We start from the raw sequence: 18,539 nt of genomic DNA on the forward strand, positions 1-18,539 counted from the left end.
TGCGGTGCGCTCAAAGCCCCTTCTCGAGCAGGGTGAACGCCAGGTCGTCGCGCCGGGGGATGCCGAAGCGCTCGTCGCCGTACGGGAACGGGGAGCGTCGGCCGGTGTCGGTGTAGCCGCGGCGCTCGTAGAACGCGATCAGGTCGGTGCGCTGCTCGATGACCGTCATCTCCATCACCGAGCACGCCCAGCGGTTGCGGGCCAGGTCCTCCGCCTGAGCCATCAGCCCCTTGCCGAGCCCTCCACCTTGGTGCTCGGGGTCGACCGCGAACATGCCGAAGTAGCAGCGCGGGCCGCGCCGCTGCACGTGGCAGCACGCCAGCAGGGCGCCGTCCCGCTCCGCGAGCAGCACCTCGCTGTCGGTCGCGCCGATCGCCTCGAGGATCTCCTCCGGGCCGGTGCGTTGGCCGTCCAAGAGGTCGGCCTCGGTTGTCCAGCCCGCACGGCTCGACTCGCCGCGGTACGCCGCGTGGACCAGCGCCGCGATGGCATCGACGTCCGCTGCCGTGGCGGCGCGGAAGGTGAGGTGGCTGGTCACGAGGGGATCCTAGAACGGGGCTGCGGTCCAGCCTGAGTGCATGTCGCCCGGACTGCGGCGCGCAGGACGGGCTGTCCTGGTGCGCTCAACGGCCAAGGGATGGGACCAATCAGTCAGCTCGCGTCATGAACTCGATCACTCGGTGTCTCTCAAGGTGACGGTTGGGGTTGACGGGATCCGCTCGCTCAAGCCTGGTCCGTCCTGGCTCGGGGGAGGCACCGGTGACCGTTCAACGCTACTGCGAGGTGGACCAGCGGTCTGGACAACCGAAGCGAGCCACTGGCTGGGCGCGGCTGGTCGGGCTCATTGACATGGTCGCGTCGTGCGACCATGTCCCACGCAAAACCCGTCGACAGCATTGGCGCCGCCTCGCCCTCGCAGCGGCCGTCCCGAGCACTGCGTGCATGTTGGTCGCGGTCCAGGTCTCCGCGACGGCTGCGCCTCCACAGAATCACCGGCACGAGGATGTCGTTGGCAGCGGATCCGGAGGGGACGTATCCGGACCCGCCCGCGAGTTCTCCACAAACGCCGAGTCCCGAGCGAAAGTCGCGCTGACCACATCGTGGCAACGGATGCTTGACGGCGACCTCACTCCAGCCGAGTACCGTGCCGAGGAAGCACGCTACCTAGAGTACCGCGGCCTCAGGTCAGCGCAGTCTGACGGGCCGGCGAATAGCGATGTTGCAGAAGCGGACACCACCGCTGCTGTGATGGCCTCGGTCTCTGGCCGGACGCTACCCCTCACCCACTACCCCCAGAACACCAACTACTACTGCGGCCCTGCCACGGGCAAGATGCTGGTCAAGATCACGGATGGCTCGATCGCCAGTCGGCACAACGGGGTGTCCTTCACGCAGGGCCACTTCGCGGGAAACGCTCACATGGAGACCGACGCTCGCGGTGCGACCAACTGGAGCACGGGTTTGTTCGTTCGTGGCGTGAATCGGTGGCGTGGACAGAACTGGTACGTGCAGGTCGACGCGCCTTCTGCGAGCCTAATGATGTCGGTTCTCACGCAGAGCATCGGCAACAACGGGATGCCAGTCGCTGCGGACACGGTGGAGTGGGCTAACGGTGCGCACTACAACGGTCATCCGGTGGGAAGCACGATCGGTCACTGGATCCTGGCATATGGCTACGGAAACCTAGGAGGCACGGTGCAGTTCGCTGACCCGTCGACATCCGTCTGGGGGGCGGCCGGCCCGACCTTCTCGGCTTCGACCTCGACCTTCACCAACACCTTTCTCCAGACAAACGGCATCGCATATTGAGGACGGCCAGCCACCCCCTCCGTGGGCCGATGACAAAGCTCGGTGCCCTCCTCTGCTCGGCACTCCTGCTCCTTCTCGCAACCGCCTGCTCGGAGGCGAAGCCGGGCCGGTCGCACGACGCCACACCCGGGACCGGCGGCCCGACGGAGACGGCCTCTCCGGGATCGAGCGCTCGGGCCGAGCCCTCCGAGGACCAGGCGGTCGCCTGCAGTCTCGACACCGCCACCGACGCCAGGCCCGCCGCCGAGAACGACGACCTCGGTCCGCCCGTGGTCGCACGCACCAGCGCTGACGACGGGTCGGCGCTCGTCGTACGGGGCGTCCTGTCGGCAGGTCGGCTGCTGGCCTCCGCGTCGACCGGCGACTCAGGCGATCAGCTCGGTACGCCGCGGCTCGGCGTGCTGAGTCCCTCGGGCTTCGCAGCCCTGCGCTACGACCCTTCCCCGTCCCGGGGACACCAGATCACCGCCGCTGAGGCGCAGGGCTCCACGACGACCTGGGTCGAGACCACGAGCATGGACCTGTTCAACTTCGACTGGAAGATCTACGCCGCGGACCTCGAGCGGCCCGGACGCCGGTTGCTCGCGGACTCCGACACGGTGTACGGCACTCGCCCGTTGTCACCCGTCTACGGCCAGACCATCCCCACCGTCGCGGGTGACTCGGTGTACTGGGCGGCCACACCGCCCGGAGCGGACCGGTCCGACGGGGTCATCTGGCGCGCAGGCCTGGACGATGCATCGATCGAGGCCGTGAGCCGTGGCGTGATGCCGAGCGGCGCCGGCCGGAGCCTGTACTTCGTGCGACGGACCGGCGACGGGGCACAGATCGTACGGCGTGACACCGCCAAGGGTGCGGAGTGGGTCGTCAGCACCGTCGACAGTGCTGACGGTGAGGTGACCAGACTCGCCGCCTCGACCCGGCTGGTGGCCTGGGTCGTGGCGCGGCCGCAGGGCGATGCTGCTCTCTACATCCATCAGCGGCAGGCGGGTGAGCTCTGCCGCATCGCGCTGCATCAGCGAGGTCCCGAGACGATGGTCATGAGCGCAGCGGGCCACTTCCTGGCCTGGGGCAACGGGTCCGTCGACGGCGACGCGGGTGAGTACCTCCTGGACATGCGGTCGCGGGGCTTGTGGCGTCTGGGTGAGGCCTCTGGCTACAGCGTGGGATACGTCGGGCCCGGCGCGGTCGCGTGGGCGAGGCTCCCCGAGGATGCGGCACAGCCCCAGGCTGCCCAGTTCCTCGTCGCGAGCTGGTGAGTACGTCGCGCCGACCTGCCGCGCGCGATGTCGGCAGCGGCTGACCGCGGACGACTGCCCAGGAATGTCTGCCGCGGCAGGGGCATGTCGAGTACGGTCGGTCACCTTGCACGACAGGTGCCAGGCCACCGGAGGTGGAGTTCGGCAGGAGGCGACCGCGATGATGCCCGGCAATGGCGACCGCGACGCCCCCGCCGTCGCAGCCCGGCACGAGCATGCCGGCGAGACCTACTGGTGGGACGATCCGGACGAGCTCCACGACCTCGACGTCATCCGGCTGATGGCCGAGGAGGATGTCGACTGCCCACTGTGGTGTCGGGGGCTGCTGTTCAGCGATGCCAGCGAGTTCATCGCCTTCGGTGGGCCGGAGGACCTTGCTCGCGACCTGGCTGAGTGGGCCGCCGACCGTGACGCGTACGGCCGGACGCCGCGGTCGGACGGTGTCGCGCGTGAGCTCGTCGAGCGCCTGACGACGGCCTTCGAGCACCGATTCCGCTTCGTCTACAAGCCGTGAGCTCGCGACGCCGGATGACAGGGGAGCAGCGTTGAAGCGTGACGTCGTGGCTGCGGTGGTAGCCGTCGTGGCCGCGACGGCTGCGGTTGCGATCTCATCCGACTATGTGCGCGGACGGACAGATCCCCCGGCTGCGGGCGAGGAGACCATGATGGCGGGTCCCGATGAGGCGCAGGCGACGACACCAGGCGACACCCCGAGCGCCGATACCTCGAGCGCCGACACCTCGAGCGCCGACACCTCGAGCGGCGATCGCTCGACTGGCGACGGAGACAGGGTGGCGTACTACGACACGGTCCTCGCTGCCCTGCCCGACCCGGAGTCCTTCACGGTCCTGGTCGTTGCTGGCGCGCGCCGCGAGGAGGTGGCGCAGCTGCTGGGCGTCGACCTCACCAGGCCCGTGGCCTGGGAGGACATTGGGATGGACGAGCTCGACGAGACGGGTTGGGCGCTGGTCGAGATCGAGGGCGGCGTTCTTGCGGTCGAGCCCACGGGCTTCGGCGATCCCGCCGTGGAGACGCTGCGCGCCCTGTCTGCTGGTGGTCGCGCAGCCGCAGTCCTCACGAGCAACATCGAGGCCTTCGAGCGCTTCGGTGCGGCCCGCAACGGTGAGCTGCTCTTCGACGCTGCCGAGTTCATGTACATCGAGGACCCTGAGATCGTGCCCGCGGAGATCCGGCCGCTCTTCGACCTCGTCTGGGACGACCTCAAGGGTGAGCCGGTCATCGGCGAGGACGGTCCGAACTCGTCGGCCGTCGCCATGGCGATGAGCGAGGTCGTCACGCGCGTCGTGGTGACAGCGGACGACATGGCGGCCGTCACCGGGGCGCCGTACTTCAGCGCCCCGAGCCTGGTCTACGCGGGCTCCGACGAGTGAGACCGCCCTGTCGTCCGTGACCGTCCGCCCTCGGCGCGCGACCGACCTCTCGGTGCTGGCCGGGGTGCTGTCGGAACAGCGGCCGGAGACGCGGTACCCCTTGCAGGACCCGCTGCCCGTCCCCGTCGACCAGTTCCTCCACGCCGACGACGCGGTGGCGGCGTGGACAGCCGAGATCGACGGCCGCCCCGTCGGCCACGTGTGCCGGACCGGTCCGCTTGCCGGCTTTCCCGAGGCGACCACCCTGAATGACGAATGTGCTCACGCTCATGGCTGCGAGGTCGCCGAGTTGGCCTGGGTCAGCACGCTGTTCGTTGGCCGCGACGCACGCGGTCGCGGCATCGGGCGCCTGCTGCTCGAGACGGTGGTCGCCGACATCCCGGCCGCAGGCCTGCGCCCGTGCCTCGAGGTGCTGCCTGTCCACCCAGCGGCCCTGACGCTCTACCGGCACTCGGGCTGGTCGGAGGTGCTCCGCCTGCGACCCGAGTGGCTGCGCGAGGCCGCCGGTGAGGACGGGCCTGAGCTGGTCGTGATGGCGCTGCTTCCGCCACGTTGACCACCCACCTCCCGAGGCCCACGTCCAGCGCAGCACGGGCGCGGGGGACGTGCCCTCTCCTCCCGGGAGTCGGTGTCGCGTCAGCGGAGCTGGGCAGCACTGTCTGTCAGGCAAGGGAGCCGTCGAGCCGGCTCCTGAGCGGCGCGATGGCGACGGGCATGAACATGACCGACCACAGGGCGCTTCGCCGGCCCGTCCGCTCACTGGCGATGGCCAGCTCGGCAGGGCGAGCTTTCAGAAAAGCGAAGATCGAGGGGGATCGCATGACGGGCGTCAACCACTACCGGATGATCTGGGGGCCGCCGGCGCCACGACGGGCCGGAGCTTCGGCGGGGCGGGCGGAGGAGGTGGAGACTCCTCGGGCACGCCCCTATCGACTGCACCTCGGACCGCCCGCGATGCGGGACACCGCCTATGGCCGCCGCCAGAGGAGTCGGCCCACGGCGTCGTAGCCCGGTGTCGACGGGTCCGGGCGTCGTGGCCGGGTCGTCCGTACGTCCGGATTCTCCACAGGCTCGTGTGGTCCCTCTTCCGCAACAGCAGGACCTGACCTACCGTGCTGGCAGCCACAGCAGTCCTATCTCGGGGGAGTCGCATGGCCCTGCTGCAGCAACCCTTCGCGCCCGTGTCGGGGGCGCTCGCATCGAGTGCGCCGGCGTCGGATGACGTCGTGGCCCGACTCGATGAGGACCTGCGTGCCGCCGTACGCCGCGACGGCATCGACCCGCAGCGCGAGGTCGGTTCGGTACGACGCCTGGCGAGTGCCCTGGTCCGCGAGCACGACGAGCGCAGCCTGACCGGAGTGGTCGCGCCGGTGGCCGACGCCGAGGGGCTGGTGGCCGAGCTGGTCGCGCGGGTCGCGGGCTTCGGGGCGCTGCAGCCGTTCCTCGACGACCCGAGCGTGGAGGAGGTGTGGATCAACAGCCCCGACCGGGTGTTCGTGGCGCGCCAGGGTCGGCACGAGCTGACCAACCTGGTGCTGAGCGAGGCGCAGGTCGCGGAGCTGGTGGAGCGGATGCTGAAGTCGACGGGGCGTCGGGTCGACCTCAGCCGGCCGTTCGTGGACGCGATGCTGCCGGCCGGGCACCGGCTCCACGTGGTGCTGCAGGGGATCTCGCGGGGCTTCTCGGCGGTCAACATCCGCAAGTTCGTGGTCCGGGCCTCGCGGCTCTCCGAGCTCGTCGAGCTCGGCACCCTGACGCCGGGTGCGGCCCGGTTCCTGGAGGCGGCGGTGCGGGCCGGCCTGAACATCCTCGTCACCGGCGGCACGCAGGCCGGCAAGACCACCCTGCTCAACTGCCTCGCCGCGGCGATCCCCGGCGGAGAGCGGGTGATCTCCGCGGAGGAGGTCTTCGAGATCCGGTTCCCCCATCCGGACTGGGTCGCCCTCCAGACGCGCCAGGCCGGCCTCGAGGGCACGGGTGAGGTCCGGCTGCGCGACCTGGTGAAGGAGTCGCTGCGGATGCGGCCCAGCCGGCTGATCGTCGGGGAGGTGCGCGCGGAGGAGTGCCTGGACCTGCTGCTCGCGCTGAACTCCGGGCTCCCCGGGATGTGCACACTGCACGCCAACAGCGCTCGGGAGGCGCTGACCAAGGCGTGCACGCTGCCACTGCTGGCGGGGGAGAACATCTCGGCACGCTTCGTCGTTCCCACCGTCGCGGCATCCGTCGACCTCGTGGTGCACGTCGAGCTCGACCCGCGGGGCGCCCGGCGCGTGACCGAGATCGTCGCGGTCCCGGGGCGGATGGAGGGGGAGATCATCGAGACCGAGCCGGTCTTCGAGTGGCGCGAGGGCGAGCTGCGGCGCGGAATCGGCCTGCCGCCGCGTCAAGAGCAGTTCGCGCGGGTCGGCATCGACGTCGTCCGTCTCCTCAACGAGGCGGACTGACCCGTGGGCGCGCTCGTCGGGCTGGCGTTCGGGCTCGGCAGCCTGCTGGTCTGGGCGGCGTTCCGCTGGCCCCGCGCGGAGGCGCCCCCGCGCCCCCAGGGTCGAGTACGACGGGTGCTCACTGAGGCCGGCCTGCCCGACGTCGCCCCGCGCTCCCTGGCGCTGCTGTGTGCCGGCTCGGGCGCCGCGGGGCTGGTCCTCGTCCTCGGTCTCACCCGCACGCTGCCGATCGCTGTCGTGCTCACCGCCGGCGCGGCGTACCTGCCGTGGGCGGTGGTCGCCGGCCGGGTCCGCCGCCGGCGACGGGAGTTCGCACAGGTCTGGCCCGAGGCGGTCGACGACCTCGCCTCTGCGGTGCGGGCGGGGATGTCGCTCCCCGACGCGGTAGCGGCGCTCGCGGTCCGCGGCCCCGCTGCGCTGCGCCCCGCCTTCGACGCCTTCGCCCTCGACTACCAGGTCTCCGGCCGCTTCAGCGAGTGTCTCGACCGGCTCAAGGACCGGCTCGCGGACCCCATCGGCGACCGGGTGGTGGAGGGCCTGCGGATCGCCCGCGAGGTCGGCGGCGGCGAGCTCGGCCGGCTCCTGCGCAACCTGTCGGGCTACCTGCGCGACGACCTGCGCACCCGCGCCGAGCTCGAGGCCCGCCAGTCGTGGGCCGTCAACGGCGCCCGGGTGGCGGTCGCCGCGCCGTGGGTGGTGCTGCTCGTGATGTCGACCCAGCCGAGCGTCATCGAGCGCTACCAGTCCGCCGCCGGCGCGGCCGTGCTCGGCGTGGGCGCCGCCAGCTGCGTGCTGGCCTACCGGCTGATGATGCGCCTGGGCCGGCTGCCCGCCGAGCGACGGATCCTGCGATGAGCCCCGCGGCCACCGGCGCCCTGCTCGGCCTGTCCGCGACGCTCGGCCTGCTCCTCGTCGCCGGCCGCACCGTCGCGATCCGCCGCCCCCGGCTCGAGGAGCGGGTGCTGCCCTACCTGCGCGATCTCGCGCCCACGGCCCGCCGACCGCCGCCGGTCACCGGCGCCCACTCGACCGCCCGCGCCGTCTTCGGACCGGCGCTCCGGCGCGCGGCCGACGGGGTCGAGCGGGTCCTCGGCGGCGCCCCGTCGGTACGCCGCCGGCTCGACCGCTCCGGCACGGCGCTGACCCTCCACGAGTTCCGCGTCCAACAGGTCCAGTGGGGCCTGGTCGGGTTCGCCATCGCCGCCGCCTGTGGCCTGCTGCGCACCTGGACGAGCCCGGCCCACCCGGTTCCGCTGCTCCTCGCATGCGCGGGCGCCTTCGCCTGCGGCGTCCTGCTGCGCGACAACCGGCTGACCGCGCAGGTCCGCCGTCGCGAGGCGGCGATGCTCGCGGAGTTCCCCACCGTCGCGGAGCTCCTCGCGCTCAGCGTGGCCGCCGGCGAGTCGCCCGTCGGCGCGCTCGACCGCGTCGTACGACGCAGCGGCGGCGAGCTGTCCCGCGAGCTCGGCGACCTGCTGGCCCGGATCCGCACCGGCGAGCCGGTCGCCGACGCCTTCGACCGCCTCGCCGCGGACACCGGTCTGGGGGTGGTCGCCCGGTTCGCCCACGGCGTGGCGGTCGCGATGGAGCGCGGCACCCCGCTCGCGGACGTGCTGCACGCCCAGGCGGCCGACGTCCGCGAGGCAGGTCGCCGCGAGCTCATCGAGCAGGCCTCGCGCAAGGAGATCGCAATGATGGTCCCGGTGGTCTTCCTCGTCCTGCCGACGACCGTGCTCTTCGCCTTCTGGCCCGGCCTGATCGGCCTCTCCCTCAGCTACTGAACGACACCATCTCGGGAAGGGAACCACCGTGCGCAGACGACGACACGACAGGCGGCACGACAGGCGGCGCGACGAGCGGGGCGACGTGCCCGGCTGGGTGCTGATCACCATCATGACGATCTCGATCGGGGTGGCCCTGTGGGGCATCGCCCAGCCCCAGCTGGTCGGCATCCTGCAGTCCGCGCTGAACTCCGTGCGGTGACCCGCTCGGAGCGCGGCTCAGCGCTCGTCGACTTCACGCTGGTGACCCTCGTCCTCGTGCCGCTCGTGCTCGGGCTGCTGCAGGTCGCGCTCGTGCTCCACGTCCGCGCCACGCTCGCGGCCGCGGCGTCCGAGGGCGCGCGGCTCGCGGCCACCGCGGACCGCGGACCGGCGGACGGCGTCGCGCGGACCCGCGCCCAGATCGCCGACGCCCTCGCGGGGCGCTACGCCGAGGACGTCGAGGCACGCCCGGCGCTGGTCGCCGGGGCGCCGGGCGTGGAGATCGTGGTGCGCGCCGAGGTGCCCGCCCTCGGGATCGGCGGCCCGGGCGTCGCGCTGAGCGTGACCGGGCGCGCGGTCGAGGAGGACTCGCGGTGAACTCGCGCCGGCGCCGGGCCACGGCCGAGCGAGGGAGCGGCATGGTGGAGATGGTGTGGCTCGGCCTGCTGCTGCTCGTGCCGCTGCTGTGGGTGGTCCTCGCGGTGTTCGAGGTGCAGCGCGGCTCCTTCGGCGTCAGCGGCGCCGCCCGCGCCGCCGCCCGGGCCTACGCTCTCGCCCCGGACGACGCGGTCGGCGAGGAGCGGGCCCGGGCCGTGGCGCGGCAGGTGCTCGCCGACCAGGGCCTGGCCCAGGTCCCGGTCGACGTCACGGTCACCTGCTCGCCGTACCCGCGCAGCTGCCACGCCGGCACCTCGGTCATCACGGTCCGCGTGGCCTCGGCGGTCGACCTGCCGTGGCTGCCCGACCTGTTCGGCCTCGGCCGGCCTCGCTTCGCGCTCGACGCCGAGGAGACGGTGCCGATCGGGCGCTACCAGGAAGCGCGGCCCCGGTGAGCGGCGAGCAGCGCGGCAGCTCCCTCCCGCTCGTCGTCGCCCTCGCCGCGATCGTCCTGCTGCTCGTCGCCGTCGTCGTCGACGCCAGCGCGGCCTATCTCGTCCGCCAGCGTCTCGCGGCCCTCGCCGACGGCGCGGCCCTGCAGGGCGCCGACCTCGGGGCCCAGGGACGAGACGCGTACGACGGCGGGCTGGCCACCGACGACCTCGCGATCTCCCCGGCGGAGGCCGAGGCGGCCGTGCGGGACTACCTGCGCGACGCTGGCGCGGCCACCGACCACCCCGGCCTCCGGGCGAGCGTCACCGTCGCCGGCGACCGGCTGGTCGTCGAGCTCGCCGCCCCGCTCGACCTGCCGCTGCGGCTCCCCGGCGCCCCGGCAGCCACCACCGTGCGGGCGGTCGGCTCCGCGGTGGTCGACCCGGAAGCGGGCTGAGCGACGGGACCTCCGCGTCGCCGGGTCGTTGGGCAGGCGACAGCACCACCGCGCCCGGCCCGCCGCGGCGACGACGACGGAGAGCTCCACCTGATGCGCCAGCACCTCATCGCCGCACTCGCGGCGACCACCACCGCGCTCCTCGCGCTCGGCACCGTCGCCACCCCGGCGACGGCAGCCGAGGCCGAGCCGTTCGGCATGATCACCGGCAAGGTCACCGCCGCGGCCACCGGCCTGCCGCTCGACGACATCGCGGTGGTGGGCTACCAGCAGCACACCCAGGACGGCGTCACGCTGTGGGTGCCGGTGGTGTTCGCGGAGACCGGGCCGACCGGGGACTACGTGCTCTACGGCAGCCCGGGTGACTACCGGGTGCAGTTCGTCGAGTGCGCCGACCCGTGCACGGACCCGGCCTATGCGCCGGAGTTCTACAACGACGTCGCGACCATCACCGACGCCCAGACCCTTACCGTGACGGACAACCAGATCCGGCCGGGCGTCAACGCCGCGCTGGCCGCCGGCCATCTCGTCTCCGGCACGGTCACCGGTCCGGACGCCGAGAAGGTCACCGACGGCACCGTGACGGCCTACACGCCCGACGGCAGCGGCTGGGAGGCGTCGTACTCGGCGAAGCTGAGGGCCGGGGGGACCTACGCGATGGTCGTCCCCGCCGGCGGCTACCGGGTCGGCTTCGTCGGCAAGGGACGCCACTACGCCCCCGAGTTCCACGCCGACAGCCCCACCCTCGCCGGAGCGCAGACGGTCACGGTCGGCGCCGACCGGCCCGGCCTCGACGCCCAGCTGGACCTGGTCCAGGTGCAGAACAACCAGTTCGTGAGGCCCACGGTCAACGGGGTGCCGCGCGTCGGCAGCACGCTCGAGGCGACCTCCGGCGCCTGGCTTCCCGAGCCCGACCCCGGTACGGCCTACGCCTACACCTACGCGTGGTTCCGCTCCGGCTCGGCCGCCCCGATCGGCAGCGGGAAGACGCTGCTCGTGCCGGAGGCGGCCCTGGGCCAGACCATCACCGTGCGCGTGACCGCCACGCTGGAGGGCTACCGCCCCAACACCGCCGAGTCCGCGCCGACGAGCACCATCGCCGCGCCCGCGACCCCGCTCAAGAGCACCGCACCGCCGGTGATCAGCGGCATCGCCAAGGTGGGGGAGAGCGTCACGGTCAGCGCCGGGACCTGGGAGGTGACGCCGAGCAACCTGGCCTACCAGTGGTACGCCGACGGCAAGGCGATCCCGGGAGCCACCGGCGCCACGCTTGCCATCACCCCCGGCCTCCTCGGCGCCCGCCTCCTCGCCGCGGTCAGCGCGGCCGCCCCCGGCACGCAGCCCGGCATCGCCTACGCCGCCGCGACGCCCCCGGTGAAGGCCGGCACGCTCCGGAGCCTCGTCGCTCCGATGCTCACGGGCAAGGCCAAGGTCGGCAAGAAGCTCAAGGTCCTGCCGGGCCAGACCGCCCCGGCCTTCGCCACCGCCGAGATCCAGTGGCTGGTCAAGGGCAAGCCGATCGCCGGCGCCACGAAGAGGAAGCTGCGCCTGACGAAGGCGCTCCAGGGTGCCAAGGTCCGTGCGCAGGTCACCTACACCGTCCCGGGCTACGCGCCGCTCGTCCTGCGCACCCGGGCGACCCGGGTCCGGTCGTGACGACGGGGACGCGGCGGATTTCGAAGAACCGCCACCAGAAGGGCGCACGGGCCGGTACCGTGCGCGAATCCTGTGCCCTCGGGCACGTGACGACTTATGGGGAGTCGATGTGATGCGTCCGCATTTCCTGGGGGCGGCGCACGGCCGTCCGGCCCTGCCGGTGCTCCGGCGGCTGCTGTCGACCCTGCTCGCCGCCGCGGTGGCGATGGTGGGTCTCGTCGCGGTGTCGGCCACGGCCGCTCCCGGCGCCCGCGCCGCCGCCGAGGCGGCCGCGGCACCGACGGTCACCGCGCTCGTGCGGCCCTCGGTCTACAACGACCCCCCGAAGGTCGGTGAGCTCGCCTTCGCCCACCCGGGCACGTGGTCGCCGCAGCCCGACTCGGTCACCTTCACCTGGTACCGCTCCGGCTCGCCGACCCCGATCGGCACCGGCAACCCGGTCTGGATCCCCTTCGAGGCGCTCGGCGAGACGCTCCGGGTCACCGTGACCGCCAAGAAGGCCGGGTACGCCGACGGCACGTCCACGTCCCTGGCCAGCAAGGCCGTCGTGCCCGGGCCGCCCACCAACTACGCCAAGCCCGCCGTGTACGGCGAGGCCGCGATCGGCAACACCGTCGCCGCGTGGCCGGGCGTGTGGTCGGTGGAGCCCGACAGCTACGCGTACCGCTGGTTCCAGGAGGGCAAGGCGGCCCCGGTCGGGACCACCGAGCAGCTCGTCGTCCCGGCCGACGCGGCCGGGAAGAAGCTGACCGTCGAGGTGACCGTCAAGAAGACGGGCTACGAGGACGGCGTGGCGACCTCCGACCCGGTGACGGCCTACGACGCGTCGTCGCAGCCGGTCGTCAACGACGTCAAGCCGAAGATCAGCGCCAACCCGGCCGTCGGCTCGCTCGCCGTCGTACACCCCGGCGTCTGGACGCCGGAGCCCGACTCGGTGACCGCGCAATGGTTCCAGTCCGGCTCCGCGGAGCCGATCGGCACCGGGCTCACGATCGTGGTGCCCGCCAGTGCCCTCGGCAAGACGCTGACCGCCAAGGTCACCGCCAAGAAGTCCGGACGGGTCGACGGCGTCGCCGTCTCCGACCCCTCCGCCCCCGTCGCCAGCGGCACGCTCGCCAACGGCGAGAAGCCGGCGATCTTCGGCTCGCCCGTCGTGGGGAGCACCGTGGAGGCCTGGGAGGGCACCTGGTCCGCGGCCCCCGACAGCTACACCTACCGCTGGCTCGTCGCGGGCTCGGCCCAGCCGGTCGGCACCGGCAAGCAGCTGGTGGTCCCGGCGGGGGCCGCCGGCAAGCAGCTGAGCGTCGAGGTCACGGCGAAGAAGTCGGCCTACGCGGACGGGGTCGCGACGTCGCCCGCCGTCACGGTCCAGGCCTCGGCGCCGGCCCCGGTGCAGAACACCACGGCGCCCGCGATCAGCGGGGAGCTCGTCGTCGGCGGCTCGGCCACGGCCACCACCGGCACCTGGAGCCCCACGCCCGACTCGACCCAGGTCACCTGGTTCCGCTCCGGCTCCGCGACGCCGATCGGCACGGGAGCGACGCTCGCGAGCATCCCGGCCGAGGCCGAGGGCGAGACGCTCCAGGTCGTCGTCGTCGCGAAGAAGGCCGGCAGCTCCGACGGGATCGCCTACTCGGCGCCGCGGGGACCGGTCGCACCGGCCGGCAGCGCCGGCGAGGTGCGGAACCTCGCGCCACCGCAGATCACGGCCGACCCGAGGGTCGGCGAGCCGGCCGGCGTCCACCCGGGCGTGTGGGACCCGGCCGACGTGGACGTGACGCTGACCTGGTTCCGCTCCGGCTCGACCGAGCCGATCGGCACCGGGACGGTCATCGTCGTACCGGCCGCGGCCGCCGGCCAGACCCTCACCGTGAAGGCCACCGCCACGAAGACTGGCTACGAGAGCGGCACGGCGACCTCCGCGCCCAGCGAGCAGGTCGCGAAGGGCACCCTCGCGCCGAAGCCCGGCGCCGGCCCGGTCGTCTACGGCGAGCCGGTGGCGGGCGCCTCGGTCGAGGCGTGGGAGGGCCTGTGGCCCGCCGCCCCCGACTCGTTCAGCTACCGCTGGTTCCTGTCGGGCAGCGACACCCCGGTCGCTACCACCAAGAAGCTGACCATCCCGGCCGACGCTGTCGGCAAGGAGCTCACCGTCGAGGTGACCGCGAAGAAGGCCGGCTACGACGACGGCGTCGCCACCTCCGAGCCGGTCACGGTCGAGCCTGCGGGCACCGCGGAGATCGAGAACGTCGCCCCGCCGGAGATCGTCGTCGACCCCGAGATCGGTCAGCCCCGCGTGGGCGACCTCGTCGGGGTCCAGCTCGGCGGCTGGAACCCGTGGCCCGACGACTACGAGATCCAGTGGTTCCGCGAGGGCTCGGCGACCCCGATCGGCGACACCAACGTGATCGTCGTACCGGCCTCGGCGGTCGGGAAGGCCCTCACCGTCAAGGTCACCGTCAAGAAGGACGGCTACGCCGACGGGCAGGCCACCTCCGCGCCCAGCGCCCCGGTGGCCGAGGGTGAGCTGACCGTCCAGACGGCGCCCACGATCAACGGCTACCCGGCGCCCGGCGCCACGGTCGCGGCCGCCGAGGGGTGGTGGTCGGCCGTTCCCGACAGCTACGGCTATCGCTGGTTCCAGGAGGGCAAGGCCACGCCGATCGGCACCGGGCGACAGCTGACGATCCCGGCGGATGCCGCGGGCAAGAAGCTGACCGTCGAGGTGACCGCGAAGAAGGCCGGGTACGCCGACGGCGTCGCGGTCTCCGCGCCGGTCACCGTGCTGACCGCGGCGCAGGGCCCGGCCTGCGGTGCCGCCACGACCTCGCTCTCCACGGCGAGCGCGGTGCAGGCCGCGGCCGCGGCCGACGTCAGCGCCGCGCGGTCGAAGGTCGCCACGCTCAAGGCGAAGAAGAAGCTCGCCAAGAAGCAGGGCAAGACCGCCAAGGTGGCGCGGCTGAAGGTCCGGATCAGGAACGCCAAGGCGGCCCTCGCCGACGCGAACGCCGACCTGGCCACGGCCAACGCCAACCTCGCCGCCGCGCAGGCGCTGGCCACCGCCAGCTGCTCCTGAGCCCGGCTGCATCGAGGCCCGGTCCTCCATCCTTGGTGGTGGGGGCCGGGCCTCGAGCTGTCACTGCCTGTTCGTGCTGCTCCCTGACCGGTAGACGGGTGGGGGAGAGGCGCGAACAGCTAGTTACAGCTGAGAGGGGCGCGCGGGGGCCGGGCCTCGAGCTGTAACTGCCTGTTCGTGCTGCTCCCTGACCCGTAGACGGGTAAGGCAGCAGCACGAACAGCTAGTTACAGCTCAACCGCCCGCCACAACCGCCCGCCACAACCGCCCGCCGCTACCGCCCACCACCGTGGTCGGTGGCAGGCAGGTAGCTGTCGTTGCCGGCGAAGGTCACCGTGAACCCGTCGGCGTTGACGTACGCCGGCATCGAGGGCGGGACCTTGCACTTGGCGTAGCCGCGGGCGTCGGTCACGGCCCGGCAGATCTCCAGGTAGCCGGTCGAGACGGTGGTGTTGGTCGAGAACACCAGGGTCTGGCCTGCCAGCGGCTCGTTGCGCGGGCCGCGGAGGGTCGCCGTCACCTCGCGCACGGTGTACAGCTGCGAGTTGATCACCGCGAGGTCGTCGAGGTGCGTGGCCGCACGCTGCACGACCTGGCTCAGCTCGGCCGAGATGCTGGCCGCGCGCGTGCCGTCACCGGAGTACGACGCCGTCAGGGTGTGGGTGCCGGCGGACATCCCGTCCAGGTCCAGGGTCGCCTGCTGGCGCCCGTCGACGGTGGTGAGCGCGACGGTACCGAGCACGTTCGCGCCCGAGCGGAAGGTGACCGTCCCGGTCGGCCGGCCCGGCGTGGGCGCCGCGTCGGCCACGGTCGCCGTCAGCGTCAGCCGGTCGCCGTACGACGACGGGTTGGCGCTCGACTCCAGGCCGGTCACGGTGACCACGGAGCCGACGAGCTGGGCGATCGTCTGCGTCGAGCCCTCGAAGGTCACGCTGCCGCCGTACGTCGCGCGGATCTCGTGCGCTCCCGGGGCCAGCGTCGTCGTCGTGTACGACGCCGCGCTGGTGTTGGCCGCGGAGGCCGGCGCCAGGCTGGTGGCTCCGAGCAGGGTGCCGCCGTCCCAGAACTGGACGACGCCCGTCGGCCGGCCGGTGGCCGGGGCGACCGCGCTGACGGTCGCGGTGAAGGTCACCGCCTGGCCCTGCTCGGCCTCCGGGGCGTCCGACGTCAGGGCGGTCGCGGACCCGGCCTTCGCGACCGTCTGGCCGTTGCCCTGGTCGAGCAGCCCGGTGCTGCCGACGAAGCGGGCCTCGCCGCCGTAGACCGCCGAGATCCGGTAGGTGCCGGGGGACAGGTTGGTGAAGTCCTGGCTCGTGGCGGTGCCGTCGACGAGGGTGACCGGAGCGCCGAGGGCCGCGCCGTTCACCTGGAACTGCACCGTGCCGCCCGGCTCGCCGGCGCCCGGAGCCACCGGGCTCACCGTCGCGGTGAAGCGCACCGCCTCACCGGGCTGGGAGGGGTTGGCCGAGGACGCCACGACGGTCGCGGTCTGCGCGCGCTGCACCTTCTGCGCCGTCGACCCGTTGCTGCCCGTGAAGCTGTCGTCGCCGTCGTAGGTCGCGACCACGGCGTGCTGGCCCACGTCGAGCGTGGTGACCGTGACCGCGGCGGTCCCGCCGGTCGAGGGTCCCACCGGTGCCGTGCCGAGGACCGTGTCGCCGTCGGTGAAGGTGACGGTGCCCGTCGGACCGCCGGCGCCGGGCGCGACCACGGCCACGGTCGCCGTGAAGGTGACCGGCTGGCCGTAGACCGACACCGGCGCGCTGCTGGCGACGGTGGTGCGGGTCGCGGCCTTGTTGACCGTGTGGCTCACGGCGGCCGAGGTGGAGGTGACGAAGTCCGGGTCGGAGCTGAGGTAGACGGCCCTCACCTGGTGGCTGCCGCGCGTGAGCGTGGCGGTGGAGAGCTCCGCGACCCCGTCCTCGAGGTCGACGAAGTCGACGCTCTCGCCGTCGATCTCGAAGCGGACCACGCCCTCGGGCTCCCCGGTGGCGGGGGCGACCGGGCTCACCGTCGCCGTGATGGTGACCGGCTGCCCGACGACGGAGGGGCTGGGGGAGATGGCGACGGTGGTCGTCGTGCGGGCCGCGGCGACCTCCTGGTCGAGGGTGTCGGTCGCACCGGCGAACCGGTCGTCACCGGCGTAGTCGGCGGTGATGACGTGCTCGCCGGCGCCCAGCTTGACCGGCGGGGAGACGGCGCTGCCGCCGGTGATTGCGACCGGGGCGCCGATCGCCTCGCCGTCGGCGAAGAACTGCACCGCGCCCGTCGGCTCGCCCGCGCCCGGCCCGACGACGTCGAGCTCGGCCGTGAACGTCAGCGGCTCGCCGGCGACCGCGTCGGGGTTGGACGTGCTCAGCGCGAGGGTGGTGTCCGCGCGGTCGACGCCGTGGGTCAGCTCGCCCGAGCTGCTGCCAGCGAAGTCGGCGTTGCCGTTGTACGTCGCCTGCACGGTGTGGTTGCCCGGGGGCAGCGTGGCGACGGTGAGCTCGGCGGTGTCGCCCGTCAGCGGGACCGCGGTGCCGTAGGGGTCGCCGTCCACGTTGAACTGCACGCCGCCTGCCGGCTCGCCCGCGCCGGGGGACACGACGTCGACGGTGGCGGTGAAGGTCACCGGCTCGCCGCTGACGGTCGGGGACCCGGTGCTGGTGAGCTCCGTGGTGGTCGCGGCCTTCCCGACGCTGAGCTGCCGGGTGGTCGCCGTGCTGGCGACCAGGTTGCCGTCGCCGCTGTAGCGGGCGCCGACGGTGTGGGAGCCGGTGCTGAGCGACGAGGTCACCGCCGACGTCGCCGCGCCGCCCGACACCGGCACCGGCGCGCCGAAGTCGTCGCCGTCGACGGTGAACTGCACCGTCCCGCCGGGGTTGCTGGTGCCGTTGACGGGCGTCACCTGTGCCGTGAAGGAGACCCCCTGGCCGTGGACGACGGGCGCCGGCTGCACCAGCGTGGTCGTCGTCGGGTTCTTCTGGACCGTGAACGGGGTGGAGGCCGACGAGCCGCGGTAGTGGGCGGTCTGGTTGAAGGTCGCCGTCACGCTCGCCGACCGCGGCGGGCCGGAGAGCGGCAGCGACGCCGTGGCGACACCGCTGCCGTTGGTGGTGGCGTTGACCGATGTGCCGTTCGACAGGGCGAAGGTCACCGTCTGGTTGGGCACGACCGAGGAGCTGAGATGCGGGTCGGTAAGCGTCGCGCGGACGGTCACCGAGGTGTTCTGCGGCCCCTCGGTGGCGCCGGAGTAGGACAGCTGGGTGATGTTGTCGATGGTCACCGTGCGGTTGGTCGTCCGCGTCTCGTTGGTGCAGGAGACGACGTTCTTCGACTTCCGGTTCCGCTCGATCGCCCGGGCGGTGTAGGTGCCGTTGGGATAGGCGTGGGTGTCGACGGACACGCTCTTCGCGCCCGTGCCGCCCTGGGTGTTGCTGAAGACGACCGTCCCGCTGCTGTTGACCAGCTGCAGGGTGGTCTGCGGGTCGTCCGCGATCCCGGTGATGGAGCAGTACGTCGTGTCGGTGGCGCCGCTCGCCGACAGCGTGGCGTTGCCTCGCAGGACCGCGCCGTTCGCGGGGGCGGTGATGTCGGCCGAGGCGGTCGAGGTCAGGACGACGGGGACTCCGAGCCCCAGGGTGGTGGCCGCGAGGGCCGCGATCATGCGCCGCAC

General features: G+C 72.9%; 16 protein-coding genes. 14 read left to right on the plus strand and 2 right to left on the minus strand.

The annotated features are described in order from the left end of the window. Positions 1-10 precede the first annotated feature (10 nt). The gene (locus ACJ5H2_RS05365; RefSeq protein ID WP_408898540.1) at positions 11-538 is read right to left on the minus strand and encodes a GNAT family N-acetyltransferase; all 528 of its coding nucleotides are present in this window, start codon (positions 536-538) and stop codon (positions 11-13) included. A 572-nt stretch (positions 539-1,110) separates the two neighbouring features. On the opposite strand from ACJ5H2_RS05365, the gene ACJ5H2_RS05370 reads away from it, so the two are divergent. From ACJ5H2_RS05370 to ACJ5H2_RS05435, 14 genes are all read left to right on the plus strand, one after another. After that, entirely contained in the window at positions 1,111-1,809 is a 699-nt protein-coding gene (locus tag ACJ5H2_RS05370; protein WP_408898541.1) for a hypothetical protein, read from the plus strand. A gap of 29 nt (positions 1,810-1,838) precedes the next feature. Then, entirely contained in the window at positions 1,839-3,068 is a 1,230-nt protein-coding gene (locus tag ACJ5H2_RS05375) for a hypothetical protein (RefSeq protein ID WP_408898542.1), read from the plus strand. A gap of 160 nt (positions 3,069-3,228) precedes the next feature. After that, a complete protein-coding gene (locus ACJ5H2_RS05380) occupies positions 3,229-3,582 on the plus strand; it encodes a hypothetical protein (RefSeq protein WP_408898543.1) in 354 nt (117 codons plus the stop codon). A 151-nt stretch (positions 3,583-3,733) separates the two neighbouring features. Continuing rightward, on the plus strand, positions 3,734-4,459 hold the full coding sequence (locus tag ACJ5H2_RS05385; protein WP_408898544.1) for a hypothetical protein: 726 nt from the start codon (positions 3,734-3,736) through the stop codon (positions 4,457-4,459). Between the two features lie 16 nt (positions 4,460-4,475). Further along, positions 4,476-5,015 (plus strand): N-acetyltransferase family protein, encoded by a 540-nt coding sequence (locus ACJ5H2_RS05390; RefSeq protein ID WP_408898545.1) that lies wholly within the window; start codon positions 4,476-4,478, stop codon positions 5,013-5,015. A gap of 670 nt (positions 5,016-5,685) precedes the next feature. Beyond that, positions 5,686-6,903 carry a CpaF family protein gene (locus ACJ5H2_RS05395; RefSeq protein WP_408898546.1) on the plus strand — a complete coding sequence of 406 codons (1,218 nt, stop codon included), beginning with the start codon at positions 5,686-5,688 and terminating at the stop codon, positions 6,901-6,903. A 3-nt stretch (positions 6,904-6,906) separates the two neighbouring features. Beyond that, the gene (locus ACJ5H2_RS05400) at positions 6,907-7,758 is read left to right on the plus strand and encodes a type II secretion system F family protein (protein WP_408898547.1); all 852 of its coding nucleotides are present in this window, start codon (positions 6,907-6,909) and stop codon (positions 7,756-7,758) included. Further along, positions 7,755-8,684, plus strand: coding sequence for a type II secretion system F family protein (locus ACJ5H2_RS05405; protein ID WP_408898548.1), 930 nt, complete (start codon positions 7,755-7,757; stop codon positions 8,682-8,684). The genes ACJ5H2_RS05400 and ACJ5H2_RS05405 overlap by 4 nt, the downstream gene beginning before the upstream one ends. A 28-nt stretch (positions 8,685-8,712) precedes the next feature. Then, entirely contained in the window at positions 8,713-8,886 is a 174-nt protein-coding gene (locus ACJ5H2_RS05410) for a hypothetical protein (protein ID WP_408898549.1), read from the plus strand. Beyond that, positions 8,883-9,263: a TadE/TadG family type IV pilus assembly protein gene (locus tag ACJ5H2_RS05415; RefSeq protein ID WP_408898550.1), complete on the plus strand. Its 381-nt coding sequence runs from the start codon at positions 8,883-8,885 to the stop codon at positions 9,261-9,263. The genes ACJ5H2_RS05410 and ACJ5H2_RS05415 overlap by 4 nt, the downstream gene beginning before the upstream one ends. Next, positions 9,260-9,718: a hypothetical protein gene (locus tag ACJ5H2_RS05420; RefSeq protein ID WP_408898551.1), complete on the plus strand. Its 459-nt coding sequence runs from the start codon at positions 9,260-9,262 to the stop codon at positions 9,716-9,718. Before ACJ5H2_RS05415 ends, ACJ5H2_RS05420 begins: the two co-directional genes overlap by 4 nt. Then, complete coding sequence (locus ACJ5H2_RS05425) at positions 9,715-10,152, plus strand: pilus assembly protein TadG-related protein (RefSeq protein ID WP_408898552.1); 438 nt, start codon at positions 9,715-9,717, stop codon at positions 10,150-10,152. The genes ACJ5H2_RS05420 and ACJ5H2_RS05425 overlap by 4 nt, the downstream gene beginning before the upstream one ends. A gap of 93 nt (positions 10,153-10,245) precedes the next feature. Further along, on the plus strand, positions 10,246-11,808 hold the full coding sequence (locus tag ACJ5H2_RS05430; protein ID WP_408898553.1) for a hypothetical protein: 1,563 nt from the start codon (positions 10,246-10,248) through the stop codon (positions 11,806-11,808). A gap of 112 nt (positions 11,809-11,920) precedes the next feature. Then, positions 11,921-14,881 carry a hypothetical protein gene (locus ACJ5H2_RS05435; RefSeq protein ID WP_408898554.1) on the plus strand — a complete coding sequence of 987 codons (2,961 nt, stop codon included), beginning with the start codon at positions 11,921-11,923 and terminating at the stop codon, positions 14,879-14,881. A 274-nt stretch (positions 14,882-15,155) separates the two neighbouring features. Here the strand turns inward: ACJ5H2_RS05435 and ACJ5H2_RS05440 are convergent, their stop codons facing one another. Beyond that, complete coding sequence (locus ACJ5H2_RS05440; protein ID WP_408899589.1) at positions 15,156-18,530, minus strand: beta strand repeat-containing protein; 3,375 nt, start codon at positions 18,528-18,530, stop codon at positions 15,156-15,158. Positions 18,531-18,539 lie beyond the last annotated feature (9 nt).

The organism is Nocardioides pymetrozini (assembly GCF_046058985.1).
In the GTDB taxonomy this organism is placed as follows: domain Bacteria; phylum Actinomycetota; class Actinomycetes; order Propionibacteriales; family Nocardioidaceae; genus Nocardioides.